This is a genomic window from Natronosalvus caseinilyticus, from assembly GCF_017357105.1.
GTDB classification, from domain to species: domain Archaea; phylum Halobacteriota; class Halobacteria; order Halobacteriales; family Natrialbaceae; genus Natronosalvus; species Natronosalvus caseinilyticus.
The window spans coordinates 3,146,438-3,171,404 of the sequence record NZ_CP071596.1 but is presented as its reverse complement, the minus strand read 5'-3'; the positions used below and the strand labels follow the sequence as shown (position 1 = coordinate 3,171,404).

The following is a 24,967-nucleotide window of genomic DNA, read 5'->3' as shown; positions in this document are numbered from 1 at the left end:
TCCATGAACACAGAGACGCAAACGACGCAGACGAAAACAGGCCAGTCTGAGACGATCCTCTCGGTTCGAAACCTCCAGACCGCGTTCTTCACCGACAAGGAGGTGATTCGGGCTGTAGACGGGATCTCCTACGACATCGAAAGCGGTGAAACGGTCGGCATCGTCGGTGAAAGCGGATCCGGAAAGAGTGTCACCGCACGCTCGATCATGGGGCTCGTCGATAGTCCCGGCCGCATCCTGCCCGGCAGCAGCATTCGCTTCCACCACCTCGAGACCGTCCGGGAGTTCGCCCGGCGGTTCTCGGGGAACACAGTCGACGTGAACGCGCTCGAGCAAGCCCACGACCCGGCGGAGCAGTTCGACCGGCCCGAAGTCGACATGACGCCCGCGGCGTTCGGCTACGAATCGCCCGAGGAGGCTTCGATCGTCGACTTTCTCGGCTCCGGCTACGGCGAATCGCTCGGCCTCGTCGACGCCGGCGATTTCGTCTTCGTGACCGAAGGGTCGCCCGACGACCCCTCGAGCATCGAGTCCGGATTCGTGGAGATCACTCGTCTCGAGGGGAAGGCCCAGCGCGCCATGCGCGGCAACAAGATTGCAATGGTCTTCCAGGATCCGCTGACGAGTCTCAACCCCGTGTACACCGTCGGCAACCAGATCAAGGAAGCGCTCAGACTCCACCAGGGAATGACCGGCGGAGAGGCGACCAACGAGGCCGTCGAGTTACTCGAGGCCGTCGGGATTCCGGACGCCCGACGACGCGTCAGAGAGTATCCACACCAGTTCTCCGGCGGTATGCGACAGCGAGCCGTCATCGCAATGGCGCTCGCCTGCGAACCGGAGGTACTAATCTGTGACGAGCCGACGACGGCGCTAGACGTGACGATTCAGGCACAGATTCTCGAACTGCTCGAGGACTTGCAGGAAGAACGCGACCTGGCGATCATGTTCATCACCCACGACATGGGCGTCATCGCCGACGTCTCCGATCGGGTAAACGTCATGTACGCGGGCGAAATCGTCGAGACGGCGGACGTCGAGACGCTGTTCGCTTCACCGAAACACCCCTACACGCAGGGGCTACTCCAATCGATCCCCGGCAGACAGACCGGAGATCGGCTCCAGACTATCGAGGGGAACGTACCGACGCCGAACGAGCCGGCGACGTACTGTCGATTCGCGCCGCGCTGTCCGGAGGCGTTCGACGCCTGTAACGAGATCCATCCCGTCTCGATTCCGGTCCGAGAAGGAGCCGACGACCACACGGCGGCCTGTCTCCTCTATCCCGAGGGGAAGTCCGAAATCGAACGGATCGATCACCACACAGACCAGGCGGCACAGTCGCCGTCGACTGAAGGAGGTGCAAACGAAGATCAATGAGCCAGGAATCGCTACGAACAGATACCGACGAGGCTATGCGCGCCGACGAGGACGTCATGGTCGAGGTATCGAATCTACGGACGTACTACGACGAAGGGGGCCTACTGGGTGGAAACCCGGTCAAAGCGGTCGACGGGGTCTCCTTCGAAATCAAACGCGGCGAAACGCTCGGGCTCGTCGGGGAATCCGGCTGTGGAAAAACGACCCTCGGACGAACGCTCGTCCAGCTCGAACAGGCGACGGACGGGGCGATCCGCTTCGACGGGACCGACATCACGGAACTCAGCGGTCCGGAGCTCAAGGCCTGGCGTCGAGACGCCCAGATCGTCTTCCAGGATCCCGACTCGAGCCTGAACGATCGGATGACCGTCGGCGAAATCGTTCGCGAACCGCTCGACGTTCACGACTGGAAGACACCCGACGAACGCCGACAGCACGTTCGCGAACTCCTCGAGAAGGTGGGACTCCAGCGCGAACACTACTACCGCTATCCCCACCAGTTCTCCGGCGGCCAGCGCCAGCGGATCGGTATCGCCCGAACACTGACGCTCGAACCGGAGTTTATCGTCCTTGACGAACCGGTGAGTGCCCTGGACGTCTCCGTGCAGGCCGAAGTTATCAACCTCCTCGAGGACTTACAGGACGAGTTCGGGCTTACCTACCTGTTCATCGCCCACGACCTCTCGGTCGTCAGACACATCTGTGACCGGGTAGCGGTCATGTACCTCGGGAATATCATGGAGATTGGACCGACCGAGGAACTGTTCACCGATCCGTCGAACCCGTACACGCACGCGCTGCTCTCGGCGATTCCGGAACCGGATCCAACCTCGGAGAAACACCGAATCACGCTACAGGGAACGCCACCAAACCCCCGATTCCCTCCCGAGGGGTGTCCGTTCAGCACGCGGTGTCCGGCGCGGATCCGGCCAGAAGAGTACAAACATCTGTCGCACGAACTCTGGATGCGGCTGGATACCCTTCAGGAAATCCTTCGAGAACGTGAACGGGCCGAACGGTCGGTTTCGGAGCGAGTCAAGGAATTACTCGGAAGGGAGACTCGATTTGGGACGATCGACGAGATTTACGACGAACTCTTCAGCGACGTTTCGGTTCCCGAGGAGGTACAGTCGGTCCTCGACGAAATCGCCGAACACGTCCGGCGAAACGACGAGGCTACTGCACTCGAGGTGCTGGCTGCAGACTTCGAAAGCGTCTGCGGAAGCGAACACCCCGAGTACTACCCCGTGGGCGAGAGCAATCGGGTTAGTCTCTGTCATCGCCACGACGACGCCTACCGAGACCCCGAGCCAGTTCTCGAGGAACGGCACGGTTACGTCCCGAACGAGTAGGGCACGTGTAATGGCCCGGCTCGAATCTGTGCAGTGGCGCCTGCTTGCCCTCGTCTGTGCGGATGCGTTATCGTACGTGTTCGCCGTCGTCGTCGTGGCGACGATCACCGCAGTCCCAATCAGTCTCGCTGTCGGTGGCGGGTTCGGCGGGGCCAAGGTCGTTCTGTTTTTCGCCGGGTTCCTGTTGCTCGCGTACGCGACCGTTCGCCTCTGGCCGAGCTCGCCCGAGGAGGTGTCCGGTCGATCGACGGACGCGGCGGATGCAATCGGGCTGTCGGCATCACCGACAGGCTCGAACGAAACCCGCTTCCAGCGATTCGCTCGAGCGCTTCCGCCCGCCCGCTGGGTCGAATCGCCGCCGCCGGATCGAGAACTCTCGTCTGCGGGAAAGCTCTTCTGGAGCAGCCTGGGTGTCCTGCTGATCTCGTATCTGATGGAGACGATGTTCGGCGTCGTCTAGGTCGTTTCGCCTGGAAAGCAGTTGACTCGAAACCATTAACCGAGTCCCGATTCTGTGTCCCCATATGCCAAAACCGGATGACGATTCAGTCGGGATTCGAGCTCGTACCCCGGCGGCGACACAGGCCTGGAAGCGAACGCTCGAGGACATGCAGGCGATCGCCGAGGAGCGACGGTCCGAAGGGTGGGAGATGACGACACTTCCAGCGATCCAGACGTCCGTATTGTCGAAAGCAGACGGGAGCGAGGATCGGTTCGGGCTCATTCACGTGCTGGCAGATAATCACGCCGATACGTTTCGGACGGCCTACGAGAAGGGATCGTTCCCGAGGAGCGAGGCCTACCGGAACACGGTCGACGGCTTCGTCTATCTCGTCACCGAGTTGCTCGATCCGGACTCCGAGACTGGTATTCTCATTGCGAGTCAGTACGACCTCCACCTCGCTCGCGGAATGATCGCCTCGGCGATCGACGAGGGCAAGCTACAGACCCGGGTCAAACTCATCGATGGGACCGAACTCGCGATGACGACGCACGAGGACGTCAGCGCGTTCGTCCCGGATCTCGGGCATATCAAGGCCCAGCTCGGGGTTGAGGATGAGCAGGACGAACAGGACGAGCAGGACGAGCACGAAGGCTAGCAACACCGAGTAGCACCTCGAGAATCGTCAGTCGGCGTTGGATTCAGCGTGTGTTGTACGTTACTCGTCTCCGATTATCGTCGCCACTCACTCGAGGACGACGAGCGTATCGCCCATGTCGACGCTCTGGCCTTCTTCGACGGCCACCTGCGAGACGGTGCCACCCGTCGAGGCGACGATGTCGTTTTCCATCTTCATCGCTTCCAGGACGACGACGACGTCACCGGCGGCGACCTCGTCGCCTTCAGCGACCTCGACGGAGAGGATCGTCCCCTGCATCTCGGCGTCGACGCGTTCGCCGTCGCCCTGAATCTCGACGTCGCCGCTCGAGCCCTCGCTGCTGGCAGATTGTGGCGGTCCACCGGCGCCGGCGGTGCTCGACCCCCCATTGCTGGCCGCCTGCGGAACGGCACCGCCGCGGTCCTCGAGGTTGACCTCGAAGCGTTTCCCGTTGACTTCGACGGTGAACTCGCGTTCGACGACCTCCTCGTCGGCCGCGGTCGACTCCTCGCTTCCCCACTGTTCCTGGGCCTGCTCGATTCTGGATTGCTCGAGTTCGTTGTCCAGGTACTTCGTGGTGTGTCGACCCTCGACGAACATCTCGTCGGTCAACATCAGGCGGTGGAACGGGACGATGGTCGTGATGCCCTCGATCTCGTACTCTCGCAGGGCGCGAAGCGAGCGTTCGATACACTCTTCGCGGTCTTCGCCCCAGACGATGAGTTTCGCGATCATCGAGTCGTAGTCGGTGACGAGTTCGTCACCCTGGCTCAGCGCGTCGTCGAGGCGGACGCCGATCCCACCTGGTGGGTTGTAGGTCGTCAGTGTCCCGCCCGTGGCGGGCTGGAAGTCCTTCGCGGCGTTCTCGGCGTTGATTCGGAACTCCATCGCGTGGCCGTCGATCTCGACGTCGTTCTGCTCGAAGTCGAGTTCTTCACCCGCGGCGACCCGAATCTGGCGCTTGACGATGTCGAGGCCGGTGATCTCCTCGGTCACGCAGTGTTCGACCTGGATGCGGGTGTTGACCTCGAGGAAGTAGAAGTTCGCGTCGGGGCCGAGGACGCCCTCGCGCCCGGGTTCTTCCTCGACGAGGAACTCGACGGTGCCGGCGTTCGTGTAGTCGGCGGCGGCGACCCCACGGCGGGCGGCTTCGCCGATCTGCTCGCGCAGTTCGTCCGAGAGCGCGGGCGATGGGCCTTCTTCGATGACCTTCTGGTGACGGCGCTGGAGTGAACAGTCGCGCTCGCCCAGATGACGCACGTTGCCGTGCTCGTCGGCGATGATCTGGACCTCGATGTGGCGGGGCTTCTCGAGGTAGCGCTCGAGGTAGACCGAGTCGTTGCCGAAGTAGGCCTCGCCCTCACGTTGGGCGCTCTCGAGTTGGTCGTCGACCTCGCTCTCGTCTTCGACGACTTTCATGCCGCGGCCGCCGCCCCCACCCTCGGCTTTGATCGCGATTGGGTAACCGTGTTCGTCGCCGAAGGCACGGACCTCGTCGGGGTCGGTAACGGGATCGGTGGTGCCAGGCACGATGGGCACGTCGGCCTCGTGCATGATCGTTCGGGCCTTGGTCTTCTCGCCGAGACTCTCCATGGCCGAACTCGAGGGACCGATCCAGGTGATGCCCTCTGTCTCCTCGACTTTGGCGGCGAACTCGGCGTTCTCGGCGAGGAAGCCGTAGCCGGGGTGGATCGCGTCGGCGTCGGCCTTTTGTGCGGCCTCGATGACTGCCTCGTGGTCGAGGTAGGAGTCGGCCGCGCGGGCGGGGCCGACGTTGTAGGCTTCGTCGGCGTAGCGGACGTGACCGCCGTGTTTGTCGGCGTCGGAGTAGACGGCGACGGTTCCAACGTTCAATTCCTCGCAGGCTCGCATGACTCGAACCGCGATCTCGCCTCGGTTCGCGACCAGAACCTTCCTGAACATTCCTGTTCGAATCGACGGAAGGGGCATACCTTACTTTTTCGCAACGGAACGAGTCAGCGGTGAAACGGGTTCTCGCCGATACACTCCACTTCGAGGGGCAAATGCCGAGCGTTCATCGGACGAATTTTCGTCACGGGGTGAGTATATCGCTCGAGCTGTCGTCTGTTTGGTCGAGACGAACGACGTAAGTGCGGTCGAAACCGATCGACTCGCGCGTTCGACGGAGATTTCATGCACATCGATTCAGGGTCACGTTCGGACGGTCGGTACAGTAGACGACGACTCCTCGCCCTGGTGGGGCTCGCGGGGACGACCGCGTTCGCTGGATGTACGGGAAGCACAGACGAGAGCGACGGTGAACTCGACGACGAACTCGATGGCGATGGCGACGGTGACGCGAACGTCGAGGGCGAGAACGACGAGAGTGACGAGAACGACGGGAACGAGGAGAGCGACGACGGAGACGTGATAGATTCCTGTGCCAGTCTCGAGGGCGCGTGGATTCCCTTCGATCAGGGCGACCGATCGTTCCCGATTCACTTCGACCACCCCAACACGTTCGAGCGGTACAACGAGGGGATAAACGAGTCGGAGAGTGGAATCGGCGCGCAACTGGGTCACGTTGGGTCGAAACGGAGCGCGTCGTACCCGGTCAACGTGCTCGTCCAGCAGCACAAAGACCCCACCAACAACGAGGAGGCCACGACCAACTGGGTGACCGGCTTCGGCACGAACGAACGCATCGACTGGACGTTCACCTACGAGGGCGAACAGATCGACGTCTACCAGAGCACCCAGAGCAGCGAGGAGAATCGCCAGTGGCGCTTTCTGCTTCCCGCTCACGACGGCGACGGCGCACGCGGCGTGGTCGTCCAGTTCCAGGACGACCGCGACGAAGACGCCTGCATCGACGAACTCGAGGCGATAGCGAAAGCGCTGACCGAATCGCTACGACCCAATCTCGACTATGCGGCGTAGAACGACGAGAGACGACCGCAGAACGGGCGCTCTCAGAACCGATCGGCTCGCCCTGCCGCAGCCCAGGGATTCGTCGGCGCTCGAGTCGGGACGCGAACGTTTCGACCTTGCTGGGCGTCGATCCGGCCGGCGAACGACCAGCGTTTGCCGTCCCAGGTCTTCTCGTCGGCGGACTGAGCGGCCGCCGCAGCTTCGAGGTCCCGGAGGTGGGCGCCGATCGCTGCGACGATGGCTGCGGCCTCCTCGCTGGTGGCGTCCGCCGGGAGGGTGATCGAGACGTCTTTGTCGAGCGTCACGTCGACGTCGCTGGCGGTGTCGGTGTCGGTGGGTTCGCCACTCGCTCGCTCGCCCGAGCCACCCTCGACCTCGAGCGCCTCGGAGTCGTTCGCCGTCATCACAGGGGGATGTTCCCGTGTTTCTTGTCGGGCGTGTCCTCACGCTTGGTCTCGAGCATCTCGAGGTCCCGGATCAGCCGTGGCCGGGTTTCGGTCGGGCGGATCACGTCGTCGAGGAAGCCCTTGTCGGTGGCGGTGTAGGGGTTGGCGAACTCCTCGCGGTACTCCTCGATGAGTTCCTCGCGCAGGGCGTCCGAATCGTCGGCCTCGGCGAGTTCCTTGCGGTAGAGGATGTTCACTGCGCCCTTCGGTCCCATGACGGCGATTTCGGCCGTCGGCCAGGCGTAGTTGATGTCCGCCCCCAGGTTCTTCGAGGCCATCACGCAGTAGGCCCCGCCGTAGGCCTTGCGGGTGATGACGGTGAGCAGAGGAACCGATGCCTCGGAGTAGGCGTACAGCAATTTCGCCCCGTGTCGGATGATCCCGCGGTGTTCCTGGTCGGTCCCGGGCATGTAGCCGGGCACGTCGACGAAGGTCACGATGGGGATGTTGAACGAATCGCAGAAGCGGACGAACCGCGACCCCTTCATCGAGGCGTCGACGGTGAGCGTCCCGGCGTTGACCCGCGGCTGGTTCGCGACGACGCCGACCGATCGGCCGTCGAGCCGCGAGAAGCCGACGACGAGGTTCTTCGCGTAGTTCTCGGCCACCTCGAAGAACGAGCCCTCGTCCATCACCGTCTCGATGACGTTGGTCATGTCGTAGGGCTTCTGAGGGTTGTCGGGGACGATGGACTCGAGGGCCTCGTCTCGACGGTCGGGGTCGTCCCACGGTTCGACGCGGGGCGGGTCCTCGACGTTGTTCGACGGGAGATACGAGAGCAGTCGCCGGATGTCGTCTAAGGCCTGTTCCTCGGATTCGCAGGCGAACTGGGCGACGCCCGTCTCGTTCGCGTGCGTGAGCGCCCCGCCGAGTTCCTCGTGGGTGACGTCCTCGCCGGTGACGGTCTTCGTGACGCCAGGCCCCGTGATGTACATGTGACTCGAGTCCTCGACCATGAAGATGAAGTCGGTGATCGCGGGGGAGTAGACGGCGCCCCCGGCACACGGCCCCATGATCGAGGAAATCTGGGGAACGACGCCGCTGGCTTGCTGGTTCCGCCGGAAGATTTCGGTGAACCCCGCGAGGCTCTTGACGCCCTCCTGGATCCGCGCGCCCGCGGAGTCATTCAGGCCGACGATGGGGGCGCCGACCTCCATCGCCATGTCCATCACCTTCGTCACCTTCTCGGCGAAGACTTCGCCTAACGAGCCCCCGAAGACGGTGAAGTCGTGGGCGAAGACGAAGACGTTTCGTCCGTCGACCTCGCCGTAGCCCGTGACGACGCCGTCGCCGAGGACCTTGCGCTCTTCCATCCCGAAGTTGCGCTCCTCGTGGGTCCGGAGCTGGTCGAACTCGGTGAAGGTGTCGTCGTCGAGGAAATACTCGATGCGCTCTCGCGCGGTCATCTTCCCTTTCTCGTGCTGGCGTTCGATCCGTTCCTCGCCGCCGCCGAGCAGCGCCTCCTCGCGCATGGACTCGAGTTCCTCGATACGCTCTTCCATCGTCATCGGTCGTTCCACCCGTGTCCGCTCATTGCCCGAGGGAACGACCAGGGGCACAAAAAACGTTCTGGGATGGTCGTTTGCCGGTTGTATTTGCCTATCGGCGCCCGTACTCTCGGCGTAGCACCGAACGGACCCATCGCATCGGAACATCGCTGATCTCCGTCTATCATCGAGAATCGGTCGGCGGTGATCGTCGGGAGGAAGCGATCATCGCCGAACCCTCGCCATATATCGGAACGTGATCAATTTCACGCATAAAGTCTTTGTATCCCCCGCGATATCAAGAACCATGGTACATAAGCTACCACGACGAAAGGTGCTAACCGGTATCGGTGCGGCAGGTGCACTCGGTGTTGCTGGCTGTCTCGATGGGCAGGGAGACGGCGGCAACGGGAACGGGAACGATACCGACAACGGCGGTGCTGAGATCGACTACGGTGGAACGGTTCGATATGGGGTCTTGATGCCCGAGACGGGCGACCTCGGCAGCCTCGGTGGAACGATGCGTGACGGGGCGCTACTGGTCGAACGCCAGCTTAGCGACTCCCTCGACTTCGACGTCCAGACCGGCGACACCGAAACTGACCCCTCCGCCGGTCAGTCTGCCGCACAGAGCCTCGTCGACAGCGGCATGCCCGCCGTCGTCGGTCCGGCCGCCTCGAACGTCAACCTGCAGGTGACCCGACAGGCCTTCATCCCGAACCAGGTCGTCGGTATGTCGCCCTCCTCGACCGCACCGGCGGTCACGGACCTCGACGACGACGGCTTCATCTTCCGGACGTGTCCGAGCGACGCGCTCCAGGGCCCCGTCATGGCGCAGGTCGTCGAGGAGGACCTCGAGGGCAGTTCGACCGCGACGCTCTATCTGAACGACGACTACGGACAGGCGCTCGAGTCTTCGTACGTCGACGCGTTCGAGGAAGCCGGTGGCGAAGTGATGAACCAGGTGTCGTTCGAGGCCGAACAATCCACCTACAGTTCACAGATTGGTGACGCCCTCGACGGGGAACCGGACGTACTCATGGTCGTCGGCTTCCCGCAGTCGGGCATTACCCTCTTCCGCGATTACTACAGCGACTACGCAGACGACTGGGACGGTTCCATCATCGTTCCCGACGGACTCATCGACTCGGAACTGCCGGGCGAAGTCGGGAACGACATGGAAGACGTCTGGGGGACGGCCCCGAGCGCCGCCGGCCCTGGTGCGGACTTCTTCGCCGACCTCTACGAGGAGGAGTTCGGCTCCGCCCCGGAGGTCTTCAACGCGCAGTCGTACGACGCCGCTGCCGTCATCACCCTCGCAACGATCGCCGCGGGCGATGACGAGGTCGATGGAACGGCAGTCCGTGACGCCATCCCCGAGGTCGCGAACCCCGAGGGAGAACAGTACGGACCGAGCGAACTCGCCGACGCCGCCGCCGCAGTGGCTGGTGGCGAGGAAATCGACTACGTGGGTGCTTCCTCGCCCGTCGACTTCGACGACAACGGTGACCAGGTAAGCGTCGCTTACGACGTCATGCGATACCAGGGTGGCACCATCGAAGTGCAGGATACGATCGACTTCGAGGCCGAATAATCGGTCGTCCGCGGGCTATTTTTCCGTTCGGTGCCCGACTCGAGCCGAGGCTATCACGAGTTCGAGATCCGCCTTCGAGAAACAGTGTGCCCGCAAAACACCGCACGAAAGGGGTTCGCCGATTCCAGGGAACCGATCACCCACCGAGGAACTGCTGGCGCACCTCGTCGTCGGCCAGCAACCGGTCCCCGGTGTCGGTGTAGCTGTTCTCGCCCTGGGCGAGCACGTAGCCTCGATCACAGCGCCTGAGCGCGGTTTTGGCGTTCTGCTCGACCATCAAGATTGCCGTCCCGTCGTCGTTGATCCGGTCGATGCGGTCGAACATATCCTGGACCAGGTCGGGAGCGAGGCCGGCCGATGGCTCGTCCAGCAGGAGCAAGTCGGGGTCGAGCATCAACGCTCGGCCCATCGCTACCATCTGTCGCTGCCCACCGGACATCGTTCCGGCCTTCTGATCCTTGCGCTCTCGCAGCACCGGAAACCGATCGTAGACGGCCTCGAGTCGATCCTCGGGCACCGAGTCGAGGATGTACGCGCCCATCTCGAGGTTCTCCTCGACCGTGAGCGTCCCGAAGATGTTCTCGTTCTGGGGGACGTAGCTGATGCCCTTGTGGATGATCGCCTCGGGGGCGAGGGGATGAATTTCCTCTCCCTGGAACGTGATCGATCCGCCCATGTGTGCCGTCAATCCGAAGACGGATTTCATAAGCGTCGACTTCCCGGCGCCGTTCGGTCCGACGATGGTCACGTACTCGCCCTCGCCGACGTCGAGGTCGATGTCGGTCAGGATCTGGAGGTCGCCGTAGCCGGCGTCGAGGTCGCGAACGGTGAGGATGGTCTCCTCGGGGACCGTCGCGAGCGGGTCGCGGAGGGCGGAGACGGCGTCATCTCCGGTCGGTTCGGCGGCTCGGTTCGTTTCCGTCTCGGCTGATTGCGATTGCGATTTCGTTTGTGACTGATCGGCGCTCATACGTCCATCTCCCCCAGGTACGCCTGGATCACTCGTTCGTTCTCCTGGATCGTTTCCGGTTCGCCTTCCGCCAGAACTGACCCCTGGTGCATCACGATCACGTGTTCGCAGTTTTCCATAATAACGTCCATGTCGTGCTCGACGAGCAGGAACGTGTATCCCTGCCCGCGCAGTTCGTGAATTCGATCGAGCAACTTTTCCTCGAGCGTCGGGTTGACGCCCGCGAGCGGTTCGTCGAGCAGTAACATTTCGGGGTCGGTCATCAGTGCTCGCGCCATCTCCAGCAGCTTTCGCTGGCCGCCCGAGAGAGTGCCCGCCTGTGTATGGGCGATGTGATCGATCTCGAAGAAGTCGAGCATCTCCCAGACGCGGTCGCGTATCTCGATCTCCTGTTCGATAACTTCGCCGCGGGCGAACGGTGTCACCGAGCGCCAGAGCGATTCGCCGACCTGGCCCTTTGGAGCGAGCATCAGGTTCTCGAGGACGGTCATCTCCTCGAGTTCGCGTGCGATCTGGAACGTTCGAACGAGCCCTCGGTTGGCGATCTGTTCGGGGCGAAGTCCCGTGATGTCCTCGCCCTGGAACGTGACCGTACCCGAGTCGGGCGTGTGTGCACCGGCGATGCAGTTGAACGTCGTCGACTTTCCGGCCCCGTTCGGACCGATGAGTCCGGTGAGCGATCCGGCCTCGACCTCGAAGGTCGCGTCGTCGACGGCGACGATACCGCCGAACGTCTTCCGCAGGTTTTCGATTCGGAGCGGGACGTCGGTGGACAGACCGGGGCGATCGTCGGTCGTCCCCGCCGCCCGCGCCGCATCCTCCGCGTCGGTGCTGGTCGCGTCACTCATCGTGGTCACCTCCGGTGGTTCCGCCAGGAGTGTCGCGGCCGAGGTCGATTGCGGCGGCCGACTCGGTTCGGTGACCCAGCATCCCTTCCGGTCGTTTTTGCATGATGATAACGAGAACGATGCCGAGCAGGATAAATCGGAACGCCGAGATGTTGTCGATCAGGAACGCCAGGAACGGCGCGAAGTTAAAGACCAACAGGGGCTCGACCGCGCCGGCGAACGTCCCCGGTGGCGATCCGAGGTTGACCGCGCTCGAGACGATGTTTCCGAGGGTCCGCGGCCCCTCGAACAGGAGGCCGACGAAGAGGATCGATCCGATGACGCTACCCGTGTTCGATCCCGAGCCGCCGATGATGACGGCGATGAACACGTAGAACGTGACGATGGGTCGGAACGAGTCCGGACTGACGTAGCTCTGGGACCCTTGCCAGAGGATGCCGCCGAGCCCCATCAGGGCACACCCGAGCATGAACACCTTGATCTTGAACCAGCGGGTGTCCTTACCGAGGGACTGGGCGACGAGTTCGTCCTCGCGAATCGCTTTGAGGACCCGCCCGAACGGGGAGTTCCCCACACGAACCAGGAGCCAGTAGATGGCGATAACGAATCCGAGCATTACGATGACCCACGCGGCGCGTTGAGCGAGCGTGTTGTTGGCCGCATAGTAGGTCTCGACGAGCGTGTTGGTCGGGCGGGCTGGAAGGTCCGTCCCGCTCCCGCCGCCGGTACCGAACCCGAAGGTCGCTATCGTCCAGTCCGAGAGCGTCTTTGAATTTGCCGTGAGGCGGATAATCTCGGAAAGGCCGAGGGTCACGATGGCGAGGTAGTCGGCCCGAAGGCGCAACGCTGGGACGGCTGCGATGAGTCCAACCAGCGCGGCCACGATCATACCGGCGACGATGCCGATCGGTAGCGGAAGGCCCAGACCCTGACCCGAAATCGCGTCTGGAGGCGTCGACAGCAGCGACATGGTGTAGACGCCGACGGCCATGAACCCCGCGACGCCGATGTTGAACAGGCCGGTGTACCCCCACTGGAGATTCAGAGCTAGCGAGAGGACGGCGTAGGCGGCGAACAGGAACGACAACCGGGTGTACTGCGATTTGAGTGCCCCCATACCGTTACCCGAGGCGAACGTGAAGACGGCGAACAGCGCATACACGCCGAGGAGCGTGACCAGGATGAGCCGGAAATCTGTCGCGGCCAGTTCCTGGGCCAAGACAGCGCGAACGTTGGTCGGTTCGTCGCTCGAAGGGTCGTCGGCGCCCGACGGTCCGCCGCTTTCGGTCTCGACGCTCATGCGGTCGTCACCCCGCCGAAGATGCCCTGCGGACGGTAGAGCAGGACGAGAATCATGATGACGAACGCCGCGGCGGCGTTGAAGTCCGAGGGGATCCAGACGAGCGAGACCTCGTGAACGAAGCCGATGACGAACCCGCCCGCGATCGCCCCGTAAATCGAGCCGATCCCGCCGAGGATGACCGCGGCGAAGATAAACAGAAGGAGGAACCAACCGAGGTTGAACTCGATGGTTCCGCGCTCGAGGACGTACAGGTAGCCGGAGATCCCGGCGAGCGCTCCGCCGATGATCCAGGTCGCCGTGACGACGCGTTCGGTCGGAATCCCGGTGACGAGCGCGAGGTCCTTGTTGTCGGCCATCGCCCGCATTGCCTTCCCCAGTTTCGTTCGCTGGAGCATGAGGTGCATGCCGAGCATCAACCCGACAGCGACGATGACCAGCGACGCCTCGTGGAGGTCGATGGAGAGACCGAGGAGCTCCGTTTCGACGTCTCGTGTCGAGGTGACGCCGCGGTTGGAGCCACCGTAGACGAGCTGGATGACGTACCGGAGCGCGAGCGCCGCACCGATGCTGGCGATCAACAGGGAAATGCCGCCCCTGTCGCGCATCGGTTTGTAGACGAGCCTATCTATGAGCACCGTCACGAGGATGGTGGCTACGGCGGCAACGACGACACCGAGGAAGATACCGAGCGGTGCTTCGACGATGGAGCCGCCGATTTCGTTTACGTTCGGGCCGCTTCCCGAGCGGACCAGCAACAGATATCCCGTATCCGCCGTTCCCCATCCGGCGACCAGTAGCGCCGCACCCCAGCCGGTGAACGCACCCGTGGTCACCAGATCGCCGTGAGAGAAGTTCGCGAAGTTAAGAATGCTGTACGTCATCGAGAGTCCGATACCGGCGAGGCCGAAGATGAGGCCGACGACGATGCCGTTCCAGACGAGTCCTCTGAATCGACCGAACGTCAGTTGCCCACCGAACGTTCGCCCGCCGATCATCGGTATTTCGACCCCTGCGAGCCTGGCTATCAGGTCGAGCACCAGCAACACCCCCGCAAGAATCGCCACGAACAGAAACGGCTGCTCGCGTATGCGGGCTCCCCAAGTTAGTGATTCTGAACCTCCCATGTGTGAAGCTATCACGTAACCAAGCGAGTGCAGATATAAATAACTCTTCGGTCTCAAGCCACGAGATCACGAGACAGTGTCGGGGTACAAAACAGTTAGCCCAGTTGAGGATTCGTCGATCGGTCCGCACCGCGTGGACGGTCGGATCGGTTCCGAGTGGGCTATAAAAGGCCCCTCATCCGAGTCTCGAGTGACGCGAACGTCAGGCCTCGCCGTACACCGGAACAGCCGCGCCGCTGGTCACCGAGGCGCCGTCGCTACAGAGAAACGCCATGACTTCGGCGATATTGGCCGGGTCGACCCACGAGTCGTGATCCGCGTCGGGCATCATCTCCCTGTTGGCCGGCGTGTCGATCACGCTGGGGAGGACGCAGTTCGCCCTGACCGTCCCGCGGTTCTCCTCGGCCAGCGTCTCGGTCAGGATCTTCACGCCGGCTTTGGTAATCCGGTAGGGACCATCGCCCGACCCACCCTCGAGCCCCGAGCGGGCGCTTACGCTCACGATGGCGCCCCCGGTCTCCTGAAGGTGCGGAAGAGCGTATTTCGACGCCAGGAACGCCGATTTGAGGTTGACGTCGACCAGCAGTTCGAACTCCTCGAGTGGCGTCTCCTCGACGTGGTTCCCGCCGCGCCAGGTCCCGGCGATGTTCAGCAGATGATCGATCCGACCGTGGTCGTCGAGTATCGTCTCGAACAGGGATTCGACGGTCGACTCGTCAGTGAGATCTGCCTGGTAGAAGTGGGTGTCCGCGTCTGGGTCGAGCTGGGCGTCCTCGTCGTCGGGTTCGACGACGTCGACGGCACAGACTGTCGCGCCGGCGTCCCGAAAGCGGTCGACTGCGGCGCTTCCGAGGGCTCCGCTGGCGCCCGTGATGACTGCGACGGTTCCGTCGAACTCGAGTGTCGGTGTCGACATGAGCGACCCGTCCACGTCCAGCCGAATCAAACTAGAGGGCGCGTAGAGTGGTATCGTACTCGAGGGCGAGTCGACCAAGGTCGCACTCCGGTACGCAACGACCACAACCGCAGTCGACGGGGCAGACTTCAAGCACGCTCGTCCAGTGTGTCCACACAGGCAATGCGACTCATCGCCCACCGCGGATTCGCCCGGACGGCCCCCGAAAACACGATCACCGCAATTCGATCGGCAGCGGAGTACGCCGATGCCGTCGAGTTCGACGTTCGGCGATGTGGCTCCGGCGAACTCGTCGTCTTCCACGACGACACGCTCGAGCGCGTCACCGTCGAGTCCGGTGCCCTCTCAGATCGGCCCCTCGAGGAACTGCGAGCGCTCACCGTCCTCGACTCCGAAGAGACCATTCCGACGCTCGATGAGGTCCTCGAGGCGCTACCACCGTCCCTCGAGGTCAACCTCGAGATGAAGGAACTCGGCATCGCCGCGGACGTACTCGAGGCGCTCGAGGGGGTCGAAAACCGTGTCGTGACGACCTCGTTTCTCCACCCCGAGCTTCGACGAGTACGCGAACTCGATCGCGACCAGCCGACCGGCCTCCTGGCCAGTCGCCACCTCGAACATCCGGTGACGACCGCCATCGAACTCGACTGCGACGTGATCGGGGCGAACTACTGGCGCTGTCTGTTCACTCAGCTGGTGCCGCGGGCGAAGGCGCTTGGCCTCGAGGTTCACGCCTGGTCGATCGAACACGAACTCCTCGCCCGAGCATTGGGATATCGCGGCGTCGACTGTATCTCCGCCGATCGGCCGCTGAATCTGTAGCCACTCCCTGACGCCCCGTGGCCATCCGGGTAAACGACCCCGGTCTCGAGTGGAGTATTCTCGGCGAATACCACCAAGTTATACCACTCGAGCGCGGAGTCCCCCACGATGGCGTTTAGCGACCAGCTACTCGAAACCGGCGCGCCGATCTGGGAGGCCCAGCAGACCCACCCCTTCGTGAGGGAGCTCGCGGCGGGAACGCTCGCGGACGAGGCGTTCCGCGCGTGGGTACGCCAGGACTACCGATACTTGCTCGATTACGCGCGTACGTTCTCCATCGCAGGATCGAAGGCGCGAGACCCCGACACGCGGGGGCACTTGCTCTCGGTCGCCAGATCGATCCTGGACGACGAACTCGAGTTACACCGCTCGTTCGCCGCAGAGTACGGCCTCTCGCAGGCGGACCTCGAGACCGCCAAGAAGGCGCCGACGTGCGTCGCGTACACGAACTTCCTCCTTCGGACGGCCTACGAGGGGTCGATCGCCGAAATCGCCGCCGCGATCTACCCTTGCGGCCAGGGCTACCTCGACATCGCGGCCCACATGGACGACCTCGCGACGGAGGAGAACCGCTACACGCCGTTCATCGAGAAGTACACGAGCGACGAGTTTCGCGACTCGGTCGCCTGGATGCGCGCGTTTGTCGACCGCTGTGGCGAACGGTACCCGGGCGAGCGCGAGTCGATGGAACGCGCGTTCCTGACGAGCGCGAAACTCGAGTACCGGTTCTGGGAGATGGCCTACCAGCGGGAAGACTGGGGGCTGTCGCGAGCGATGGAGGACCGGAGCCGCGTTGACTCGCAGTAACCGCTCGGTCGTAGCTTGAGACCATCAGTCGTGACCGGACACGCGAACGGGCTCGTACGGTTCCTCGAGGTACTCGAGGTCCGAACGCGAGAGCGAGACGTCGAGCGCCTCGACGGCCTGCTCTAAGTGCTCGACGCTCGTCGTGCCGACGATCGGCGCGTCGACCCACTCCTGGTGGAGGAGCCACGCCAGCGACACCTGGGCCATCGTGAGGTCCTTTTCGTCGGCGAGTTCCTCGACGCGTTCGTTGATCTCACGGCCGCCGCCCTCGCGGTACGGGTGGGCGTACAGCTGTTCCTCGGCATCGCCGCGGGTCGTCGCATCCACCCGTTCGTCCGGCCGGGTCAGGTAGCCGCGAGCCAGTGGCGACCAGGGAAGGACGCCGACGCCCTGCTTCTGACACAGCGGTAGCATCTCTCGTTCCTCCTCGCGGTAGACGAGGTTGTAGTGGTTCTGCATCGTGACGAACCGCTCGAGGCCCAGTCGCTCGCTCGCGTGCAACGCGTCCGCGAACTGGTGGGCCAACATCGAGGAGGCACCCAGGTACCGAACCTGGTTCCGTCGGACGGCGTCGTCGAGCGTCCGGAGGGTCTCCTCGATCGGCGTGTCCTCGTCCCAGCGGTGAATCTGGTAGAGGTCGATCGTGTCTATCCCCAGCCGGTCGAGGCTGGCCGTCAGTTCCTGCTCGATGGCCTTCCGCGAGAGTCCGCCCGAGTTCGGGTCGTCCTCGTCCATCTGGAAGTAACACTTCGTGGCGACGACCGACTGGTCGCGGTGGACCTCGAGCGCGTTCCCGAGAATCCGCTCGGACTCGCCCCGCGAGTACATGTTTGCCGTATCGAAGAAGGTGATTCCGAGGTCGATCGCTCGGTCGATGATCTCGCGGCTCTCCTCCTCGTCGAGCACCCACGATCGCCAGTCGCTCGAGCCGAAGCTCATACAGCCCAGACAGAGGCGGCTGACGTCCATGCCGGTCGAGCCGAGGGTCGTGTACTCCATGCGGGATAATCGAGTATCGGGGCCAAATAGCCACTCGTTTCAGACGACGCCGCGAGCCAGCGACCCAAGTATGGGGAGTCCGAGCGCAGCACCGACAGTGAGGTAGATAGCGGGTGCCATCTCGAGCGCCGGACCTCGACCACCACCGAGCACGAACGCGAAGACGACGAGCACGACGAGGCCGAATCCGAGCCCGTAGCCGAGCGCCTTCAGCAGGCTGCGGGCGACGAGACCAACCAGAACGCCCCCGACGACGAGGCCGGCCCAGTGGAGCCACGAGAGGGCGAGGCCGAGGCCGACGGCGACGAACAGCGCGAGGAGGTGGGGCAGGCGCTCGGTTCGAACTCGAGCCAGCGTCGTTCGTCCCGTCGTCGCCGTCTCGTCTCTATTCTCCGAAGCCGTCATCGCTCCACCCCCTCGAACCGCGTCGCCGTCTCGCCGCTCGCCTCGAGGTCCATCGACTTGTACTCGCCGTCGGCCCACCGCTCGAACTGGTCGTCGTAGTGAGGCGAGAAGTAGTCACCCGAGTTCCCGCCGGGGAGAATCGCCCAGGCTTCGCCACCGGGTTCGACAACCATCCGCCAGCTGGCGCCGACGGCGCTCTCGACGCGGTAGTTGTCGACCGTCGCCCGCGACCCGTCGGTCGGTCGCTCGTCGTAACTGAGAAACGGCGCCTCGCTGCCGAAGGGGTGCGCGACGGGCTCAGTAGTATTCCAGTCGCCGTAGGTGTCCCACCCCTCATCCTCGAGTTCCACGAGGGTCGTCTCGAGCGCTTCGACGAGAATCGAGTCCCGTGAGCGGTCCTCGAAGACCGGGTTCTCGGCGGGCAGGGTCGCGACGATCCAGTCGTTCGAGTAGTACTCGGAACCGAGATCGGCGGGGTCGAAGACCGGCTCGAGGACACCCGCTCGGAGGTGTTCGAACCAGCGGGCGAACAGCAGAGCCCCGCGGGAGTCGCGCACCATCTCGTACTCCGGACCCCAGTCCTCGAGCGTATCGATGGCGTCCTCGAATTGGTCGGGATCGTCGACCGTCCCGTCCTCGAGTGCCGCGGTTCCGGCCTCGAGCAGGTCGGGAACCGTGTCGACAGCGCGCTCGTCGCGACGGTCGGTCTGGAGGGTTCGGTGAAACTCGAGGTCCGTTCCGCGTTCCTCACCGGCCGCGGCATCGAGCTCGTCGTAGATCCGTCGACCACGATAGGGCATCGCGAAGGCGGTACCGACGTAGTGCTCGGGGTCGTCTGCAGTCCGCTGGTTCGCCGTCGCCAGCAGGTCGGGATCGATCGCCGCGGGCTGTTCCTCGAAGGGGACGAATCCATCGCCCTCCCAATCGGAGACGCCGTAGGGCTCGTATCCTTCCCACTCGCCTTCGCCCGCAGAACCGTCGAAGACGCGATTTCCTGCGATCGGTTCGCCGCTCGAGTCGTCGCCATCCCGGCGAATCGGGAACTGACCGGCGGCGACGTACAGCGTTCGTCCGTTCGCGTCCGCGTACACGAGGTTCTGAGTCGGCACGTCGAATCGCCGGGCGGCCTCGAGTGCGTCGTCGACGCCCTCGCTGACCGTCAGGTCGTAGACGGCCTCGGTCGTCCGGGTCGCGCTGAGTCCCGTCCAGGCGACGCCGACCGTCTCGCCCTCACGCTCGAGCAGGGGGCCGTGGACGGTCTTCCTGGCGGTGATCGTTCGGTTTTCGCCACCCGAGACGGCGATCTCGCGTTCCTCGGTCTCGAACTCGCGCCACTCGCTCCGATACCGATAGCGCTCGTTCTCGTCGTCGATCTGGTAGGTGTAACAGTCGAGGACGTCCGCGCCGACGTTCGTGAAGCCCCAGCCGGCGGCCTCGTTGGCGCCGATGATGACGAAAGGGACGCCCGGGAACGTCACGCCGCGAACCGAGGTCTCGGCTGTCTCGACGTGCTGTTCGTACCATAGCGGCGGCGTCATCAACTGGAGGTGCGGGTCGTTCGCGACGATGGGGGTCCCGCTCTCGGTGTGCTCGCCCGAGACCACCCAGCTGTTCGAGCCGACGCCGGGCGGCGATTCGAACCGCGAAAGCCACGTCGCCAGGGAGGGGGTACTCGAGTCGTGGGCGTCCGCTGTACTCTCTGTCCCCGTTTCGTCGCTTCCTTCGCTCGCGCCACTTTCGCCGATTCGAACGCCACGCAATTCACCGAGGCCGTCGACGTGCTCGGGGTCCGTTCGCAGCACCGGCGTGTCGTGGTCCATCCGTTCGGGGAACAGCGCCTCGAGAATCGCCGGCTCGAGCCGATCCTCGAGCACCTGGCGTCGAAGGGCACTGAAGTTCCCCGTGAGCGTCCAGGCGATCTGTTTCTCCATCAAGAGCGTGTCGGCGGGCACCCACGGGTCCGGCTCGAACTCGAGCAGTTCGAACTCGAGGGGGAACGTCGTGCCCTCGAACGCCGCGTTCACGCCGTCGGCGTAGGCCTCGACGAGCGACCCGGCGTGGGTCTCCTCGAGGGCGTTCCAGGTCGCCTCGGCGGCCCCGGCGAAGTCCATCCGGACGTGAAACTCGTCGCTCTCGAGGGTGGCCTCGCCGACGACGGACGACAGTTCGCCCCGCATCTGGCGACGCTGGAGGTCGAGCTGGAAGCCGCGGTCGAACCCATGGAGGTGGCCTATGGCGAAGTACGCCGCCCGCTCGTCGTCCGCCTCGACGTGGGGGACGCCCTCGTCGTCGATTCGAACGGTCGCGTCCCCGTAGGGGCTCTCGACGCGTTCCGGACGTTCCCGGTCGGCGGCGTTCCACGCATCGCCCGAGAGCGGCGCGAACTGCTCGAGGAGGTCGCTCGCGGACGAGAGCGAGAGGCCGGCGACGCCCGCGAGGACGGCCGCGGCGAGCGCGCCCCGTCGCGTCATTCCTTCGTTCACGGCCGGTGACATTCGCAGGGTGGCGTATAACTACTCGGGTCGCGGCGGTGGGAAGGGGTCAGCGGACGTGCCGACCGCATCCCGGCCCTATTTACAGAGCCGCCTGATCGACCCGCTCGAGCCACCACTGAAGCAGCAGGTACGCCCCGAGACCGGCCACGACGTAGCCGGCGAACAGGAGCCAGGTCGTCGGCGTCTCGCTTCCGATGGCCAGTTTCGCGACCGTGTTCGCGGGGTGTTCCGGCAGCAGAGACGTGACGACCAGCAGGCCGACGATGCCCGCCGAGTAGAGCAACTGCGCCTGGCGTCGATCCGGGGCGTACAGCGCCACGCCCATTCCGAGTGCGACGATGAGCAACGCCAGCGCGGCGACGAAGATCACCAGGGCCGCCGGGTTGGCGATCGCCGTCCCGTTGAACGCGAGCAAGAGGAGCCAGGCGAGTCCCTGTAGCGGGGCCAGGCTGGCCGTCGCGACGAGTTTCGCGTCGACCACGTCCGGGAACGACAGCGGCGCCACCCGGAGCAACTCTAACGTGCCGCGCTGGCGCTCCTCGATCAGCGAGTCGACGGCGATCGAGCCGCTGATGAACACCGGCAGGAACAACAGGAGCGGCACCAGGATGGTATACGTGAACCCGAAGTACGGGGTCGCGCTCGTCTCGGGCACGGACAGGGGCGGCGACTCGAGTCGGTCGGCGTTCGCCTGCCGTTCCTCGAACTCCACCGTGCGGAACGTCTCCTGGAGTTCCGAGATCAACAGCGTCGTCCCGATCCCCTCGTCGGGTGCCGTGACCACGATCGAGAGCCGGCCGTTTTCGAGGCGGTTGGTCTCGACGACGGCGGCGACGGCTCGCCGATCGAAGTCCGCGTAGGCGGCTCCGCGGTCGTCGTAGAGCCGCGGTTCGATGGCCTCTCGATGGTGGACGGCTTCGAGCAAGGCGTCCCTGTCGTCACCGGTGAGCGCGACGGTCATCTCCTGGCCCTCGACCGCGCCGGGGTCGTACAGCGAGACGAGGCCGACGACGAGGAAGCCCGAGAAGCCGGCGATGACCAGCTGGATCGCCAGCGCGAGCACGATGGTCTTCTCCGAGCGCAGGGAGCGCCACTCGCGGCGGACGATGGCCAGTCGAGCGTGCAGGGTAGAGTCATCCTCGTCCGCTCGTGGCTCACGCGACAAGCGCGATCACCCCGAGGTTGTAGACCGCGTGAACGAGCGTCGCGGCCGTGAGACCGAGTGCGTACGCGGTCCGTCCTCGACTGGCGCCGAGTGCCCCGATGATCGCCGTCACGGCGTGCAACGCCAGCGGTGCGAGGAAGACGGCAACTACCACGGCAACGGGGGCGCCGGACAGCGAGGGACCGAACGCGGCCTGCCCCTCGAGCAGGTCGGGAAGCCCGACGAACTGGACGGCGTGGGTGAGTTTCTCGCCCAGGAAGAAGCCGAGCCCCGAGAGCGCGCCGAGGACGACCGCCGTTCGGACGGACGATTCGAACCGCGAGTGGGCGTAGCCCGCGTAGACGTGGAGGCTCTTCGCGAGTTCCTCGAGGAGCGCGGCGACGACGAAGACGATCGGGAGCGACACCGTCTGCGGGAGCGCGAAGACGAGCGCGACGGTGAGCAACTGGCCGGCGAAGACGAACGGGATGAAGACGACCGGCATCGCGAGCACGCTGGCGTACCCGCGGACGTGGGCGGCGACGGCGTCGAGCGCCTTCGACGGGATCGGCTTCTGGGTGAACATGTCCTCCTCGCGGTAGCTCCCGAGGCCGAGCCCGAACAGGACGAGCGCGCCGAGAGATAGCGGCGCCGTCGAGAAGAGGTACTCCCCGAGGCGAACGCTCTCGCCCTGGAGGTCGAGGACGACGAGCGTCAGCGGCGAGATGAGCGAGATCGGCGTGACGTTCGTGAAGATTGCCGGTACGAACGTGTAGGTCGTCAGCACCACCGAAACCGTCACCGTGACGAACGTGAGTTCCTTGAACGAGCGGGCGAACATCGCCCCGACGAACGTGGCCGCGAGAAAGACCAGCGCGATGGGAACGACGGCGGCGACCGACAGCCAGCTCCCCTCGATCCCGTACGCGATGGCGACGACGATTCCCAGGAGTCCCAGCAGGTACGGGAGTGTCTTTCCGGCGACGATCTCGTACCGCGAGGCGGGCGAGACCAGCAGCAACTCGCCGCGGCGCTTGATCCGCTCGTCCATGATCGTGCTCCCGTAGGACTGGATCACGACGTTCATCGGGACGACGAACAGGAACGCGAGTACGAGCGACCTGAAGGGAAACGGCGGCGTGATCGAGCCCGGGGTCTGGGGCTGGCTCGAGTCCTCGATCGAGCCGCCGCCGAACTCCGGCACGCTGATACCCGAGCCAGATCCGTCGCTCGAGTCCGTGGGAGCGCCGCCACCGTCCGTCGAGCCGTCGCCATCGCCAGTCGACCCGTCGCCATCCGGACCTCCTGTCAAATCGGCGCCGGATCCGGTCGATCCGCCGTCACTCGAGTCGCTCCCTCCGCTCGCCGAATCGGGGCTGGATCGCTGCTGGTAGGTCAGCGTCACGGAGACGGGGAACGCGGCGCTCAGGTCGTCCTCCGCGTACATCCGCTCCTCGTTGTACGCCTCGACGGCGTCGGCGAACGCGGCGTAGGCGGCCTTCTCCTTCGAGGTCTGTGCCCTGTCGGGATCGATCACGTCGCCGCGGTACACCCGCACGTCGGCGTCGGTACCCGGTTCGACGGCCGTGAACGTCGGGTTCTCGACGGCGACCGCGTGATAGGGGCTCTCCTCGTCGACCGAGACCGTGTAGAGGCCATCCTCGAGACCCACGCCCTCGTCGAGGGTCGCGACACCCACCGCACCGACGACGAGCGCGAGCGCGAGGACGATCAGGACCGTCTTTCGGTCGACAGTCCCGGCGCTCCGGGAGACTTCCCAGCGCGCGATTCGGGCCGTTCGGCGGACGAAGCCGCGAACGGCGTCCGCTCTCGACGGGCTGTCGTTCGCGTCCTGGCGCTGGCTTCGAGGGTCGCTCGACGCCGGACCAGCCGTCACGCGGCCGCCTCCCCGGCCACCTCGAGGAAGATCTCCTCGAGGCTCGGCGTCTTCGTCTGGATGTCGGTGACGGAGCCGCCGGCCGCCTCCACGGCGTCGCGGACGGCGTCGACGCCCTCGAGGTCTCGAACCACGTATCGAAGATCGCCGTTCTCGCGACCGATCTCGGCTACCGGGGCGGCGATCGCGTCGCTTCCCACCACGTCGTCCCCCTCGGTGGAGACGAAGACGTGGTAGCTCGTCCCGCCGTAGGTCGAGCGGATGACCTCGATGCTTCCGCGAGCGACGATCTCGCCCTCGGCCATGATGACGAGGCGATCACAGACGCTCTCGACGTGAAAGAGGTTGTGTGCACTGAAGATGACCGTCTTCCCCTCCTCGCTGAGTTCCCGCGTAAACTCCAGGATGGCGTTCGTCGTCAGCGGGTCGAGCCCCGAGGCGGGTTCGTCGAAGATGAGCACGTCGGGGTCGTTGACTAGCGCGCGAGCGATGGCGACCTTGCGCTTCATACCCTTCGACATGTTCCCGAGTTCTCGATCACGGTGCTCGAGGTCGAGGCGGTCCAGCAGGGCGGTGATGCGCTCGCTCGCCACGTCGTCCGGCACGTCGTAGAGATCGGCGAAGAACTCGAGGTAGGAGATGGGGGTCATCTCCTCGTACAGCGGCGACTCCTCGGGGAGGAAGCCCAGACGACGCTGCATCGCCGACGATCCGGCGGGGTGTCCGGCCACTACCGCCGTCCCGTCGGTCGGTTCGATCAGTCCGGCGAGCATCTTCAGCGTCGTGGTCTTGCCGGCGCCGTTGTGACCGACGACGCCGAACACCTCGCCGCGGTCGATCGAGAACGAACTGCCGTCGACGGCGACGAAGCCGCCGTATTCCTTGCGAAGGTCCGCAACGTCAATCATTCAATTGTATCGATAGAAGGAGACCCCGCAGAAAAGGCTAGCGGCCGGTCGGGGCTCGAGCGAGCACAAATTGCGGAG

At 64.5% G+C, this 24,967-nt stretch carries 22 protein-coding genes; 8 read left to right on the top strand and 14 right to left on the bottom strand.

Annotated features, from left to right (window positions below):
* Positions 1-3 precede the first annotated feature (3 nt).
* The 4 genes from J1N60_RS15255 (at position 4) to J1N60_RS15240 (ending at position 3,832) form a co-directional block, all read left to right on the top strand.
* Positions 4-1,380 (top strand): ABC transporter ATP-binding protein, encoded by a 1,377-nt coding sequence (locus J1N60_RS15255; protein ID WP_312912603.1) that lies wholly within the window; start codon positions 4-6, stop codon positions 1,378-1,380.
* The gene (locus J1N60_RS15250; RefSeq protein WP_312908715.1) at positions 1,377-2,732 is read left to right on the top strand and encodes an ABC transporter ATP-binding protein; all 1,356 of its coding nucleotides are present in this window, start codon (positions 1,377-1,379) and stop codon (positions 2,730-2,732) included. Before J1N60_RS15255 ends, J1N60_RS15250 begins: the two co-directional genes overlap by 4 nt.
* A gap of 10 nt (positions 2,733-2,742) precedes the next feature.
* Positions 2,743-3,192 carry a DUF7555 family protein gene (locus J1N60_RS15245; RefSeq protein WP_312908714.1) on the top strand — a complete coding sequence of 150 codons (450 nt, stop codon included), beginning with the start codon at positions 2,743-2,745 and terminating at the stop codon, positions 3,190-3,192.
* A 64-nt stretch (positions 3,193-3,256) separates the two neighbouring features.
* Positions 3,257-3,832, top strand: coding sequence for a DUF7529 family protein (locus J1N60_RS15240; RefSeq protein WP_312908713.1), 576 nt, complete (start codon positions 3,257-3,259; stop codon positions 3,830-3,832).
* Positions 3,833-3,919: 87 nt separating this feature from the next.
* Here J1N60_RS15240 and J1N60_RS15235 read toward each other — a convergent pair whose 3' ends face one another.
* Complete coding sequence (locus J1N60_RS15235; protein ID WP_312912602.1) at positions 3,920-5,755, bottom strand: acetyl-CoA carboxylase biotin carboxylase subunit; 1,836 nt, start codon at positions 5,753-5,755, stop codon at positions 3,920-3,922.
* 231 nt (positions 5,756-5,986) lie between these two features.
* Between J1N60_RS15235 and J1N60_RS15230 the strand changes: the two genes are divergently transcribed.
* The gene (locus J1N60_RS15230) at positions 5,987-6,733 is read left to right on the top strand and encodes a hypothetical protein (RefSeq protein ID WP_312908711.1); all 747 of its coding nucleotides are present in this window, start codon (positions 5,987-5,989) and stop codon (positions 6,731-6,733) included.
* Positions 6,734-6,765: 32 nt separating this feature from the next.
* Here the strand turns inward: J1N60_RS15230 and J1N60_RS15225 are convergent, their stop codons facing one another.
* Entirely contained in the window at positions 6,766-7,128 is a 363-nt protein-coding gene (locus J1N60_RS15225; protein WP_312908710.1) for a DUF8022 family protein, read from the bottom strand.
* Positions 7,128-8,672: an acyl-CoA carboxylase subunit beta gene (locus tag J1N60_RS15220; RefSeq protein WP_312912601.1), complete on the bottom strand. Its 1,545-nt coding sequence runs from the start codon at positions 8,670-8,672 to the stop codon at positions 7,128-7,130. Before J1N60_RS15220 ends, J1N60_RS15225 begins: the two co-directional genes overlap by 1 nt.
* Positions 8,673-8,964: 292 nt before the next feature.
* On the opposite strand from J1N60_RS15220, the gene J1N60_RS15215 reads away from it, so the two are divergent.
* On the top strand, positions 8,965-10,251 hold the full coding sequence (locus tag J1N60_RS15215) for an ABC transporter substrate-binding protein (protein WP_312908708.1): 1,287 nt from the start codon (positions 8,965-8,967) through the stop codon (positions 10,249-10,251).
* 136 nt (positions 10,252-10,387) lie between these two features.
* Here the strand turns inward: J1N60_RS15215 and J1N60_RS15210 are convergent, their stop codons facing one another.
* The 5 genes from J1N60_RS15210 to J1N60_RS15190 form a co-directional block, all read right to left on the bottom strand.
* Positions 10,388-11,221 carry an ABC transporter ATP-binding protein gene (locus J1N60_RS15210; RefSeq protein WP_425499304.1) on the bottom strand — a complete coding sequence of 278 codons (834 nt, stop codon included), beginning with the start codon at positions 11,219-11,221 and terminating at the stop codon, positions 10,388-10,390.
* On the bottom strand, positions 11,218-12,069 hold the full coding sequence (locus J1N60_RS15205; protein WP_312908706.1) for an ABC transporter ATP-binding protein: 852 nt from the start codon (positions 12,067-12,069) through the stop codon (positions 11,218-11,220). Before J1N60_RS15205 ends, J1N60_RS15210 begins: the two co-directional genes overlap by 4 nt.
* The gene (locus J1N60_RS15200) at positions 12,062-13,369 is read right to left on the bottom strand and encodes a branched-chain amino acid ABC transporter permease (protein WP_312908704.1); all 1,308 of its coding nucleotides are present in this window, start codon (positions 13,367-13,369) and stop codon (positions 12,062-12,064) included. The genes J1N60_RS15205 and J1N60_RS15200 overlap by 8 nt, the downstream gene beginning before the upstream one ends.
* Positions 13,366-14,496, bottom strand: coding sequence for a branched-chain amino acid ABC transporter permease (locus J1N60_RS15195; RefSeq protein ID WP_312908703.1), 1,131 nt, complete (start codon positions 14,494-14,496; stop codon positions 13,366-13,368). Before J1N60_RS15195 ends, J1N60_RS15200 begins: the two co-directional genes overlap by 4 nt.
* 202 nt (positions 14,497-14,698) lie before the next feature.
* Positions 14,699-15,412: an SDR family oxidoreductase gene (locus tag J1N60_RS15190; RefSeq protein WP_312908701.1), complete on the bottom strand. Its 714-nt coding sequence runs from the start codon at positions 15,410-15,412 to the stop codon at positions 14,699-14,701.
* 162 nt (positions 15,413-15,574) lie between these two features.
* On the opposite strand from J1N60_RS15190, the gene J1N60_RS15185 reads away from it, so the two are divergent.
* Both J1N60_RS15185 and tenA read left to right on the top strand, forming a co-directional pair.
* A complete protein-coding gene (locus J1N60_RS15185; RefSeq protein ID WP_312912599.1) occupies positions 15,575-16,234 on the top strand; it encodes a glycerophosphodiester phosphodiesterase in 660 nt (219 codons plus the stop codon).
* 108 nt (positions 16,235-16,342) lie between these two features.
* Positions 16,343-17,041 carry a thiaminase II gene (gene tenA / locus J1N60_RS15180; protein ID WP_312908700.1) on the top strand — a complete coding sequence of 233 codons (699 nt, stop codon included), beginning with the start codon at positions 16,343-16,345 and terminating at the stop codon, positions 17,039-17,041.
* Between the two features lie 24 nt (positions 17,042-17,065).
* On the opposite strand, the gene J1N60_RS15175 is transcribed toward tenA, so the two are convergent.
* From J1N60_RS15175 to J1N60_RS15150, 6 genes are all read right to left on the bottom strand, one after another.
* Entirely contained in the window at positions 17,066-18,040 is a 975-nt protein-coding gene (locus J1N60_RS15175) for an aldo/keto reductase (protein ID WP_312908698.1), read from the bottom strand.
* Positions 18,041-18,079: 39 nt separating this feature from the next.
* Positions 18,080-18,445, bottom strand: coding sequence for a hypothetical protein (locus tag J1N60_RS15170; RefSeq protein WP_312908697.1), 366 nt, complete (start codon positions 18,443-18,445; stop codon positions 18,080-18,082).
* The gene (locus J1N60_RS15165; protein ID WP_312908696.1) at positions 18,442-20,916 is read right to left on the bottom strand and encodes a penicillin acylase family protein; all 2,475 of its coding nucleotides are present in this window, start codon (positions 20,914-20,916) and stop codon (positions 18,442-18,444) included. Before J1N60_RS15165 ends, J1N60_RS15170 begins: the two co-directional genes overlap by 4 nt.
* A 103-nt stretch (positions 20,917-21,019) precedes the next feature.
* On the bottom strand, positions 21,020-22,105 hold the full coding sequence (locus J1N60_RS15160; RefSeq protein WP_312908695.1) for an ABC transporter permease: 1,086 nt from the start codon (positions 22,103-22,105) through the stop codon (positions 21,020-21,022).
* Positions 22,095-23,981, bottom strand: a complete 1,887-nt coding sequence (locus J1N60_RS15155) for a PrsW family glutamic-type intramembrane protease (RefSeq protein ID WP_312908694.1) — start codon at positions 23,979-23,981, stop codon at positions 22,095-22,097. The genes J1N60_RS15160 and J1N60_RS15155 overlap by 11 nt, the downstream gene beginning before the upstream one ends.
* Positions 23,978-24,889, bottom strand: a complete 912-nt coding sequence (locus tag J1N60_RS15150; RefSeq protein WP_312908693.1) for an ABC transporter ATP-binding protein — start codon at positions 24,887-24,889, stop codon at positions 23,978-23,980. The genes J1N60_RS15155 and J1N60_RS15150 overlap by 4 nt, the downstream gene beginning before the upstream one ends.
* Positions 24,890-24,967: the final 78 nt, after the last annotated feature.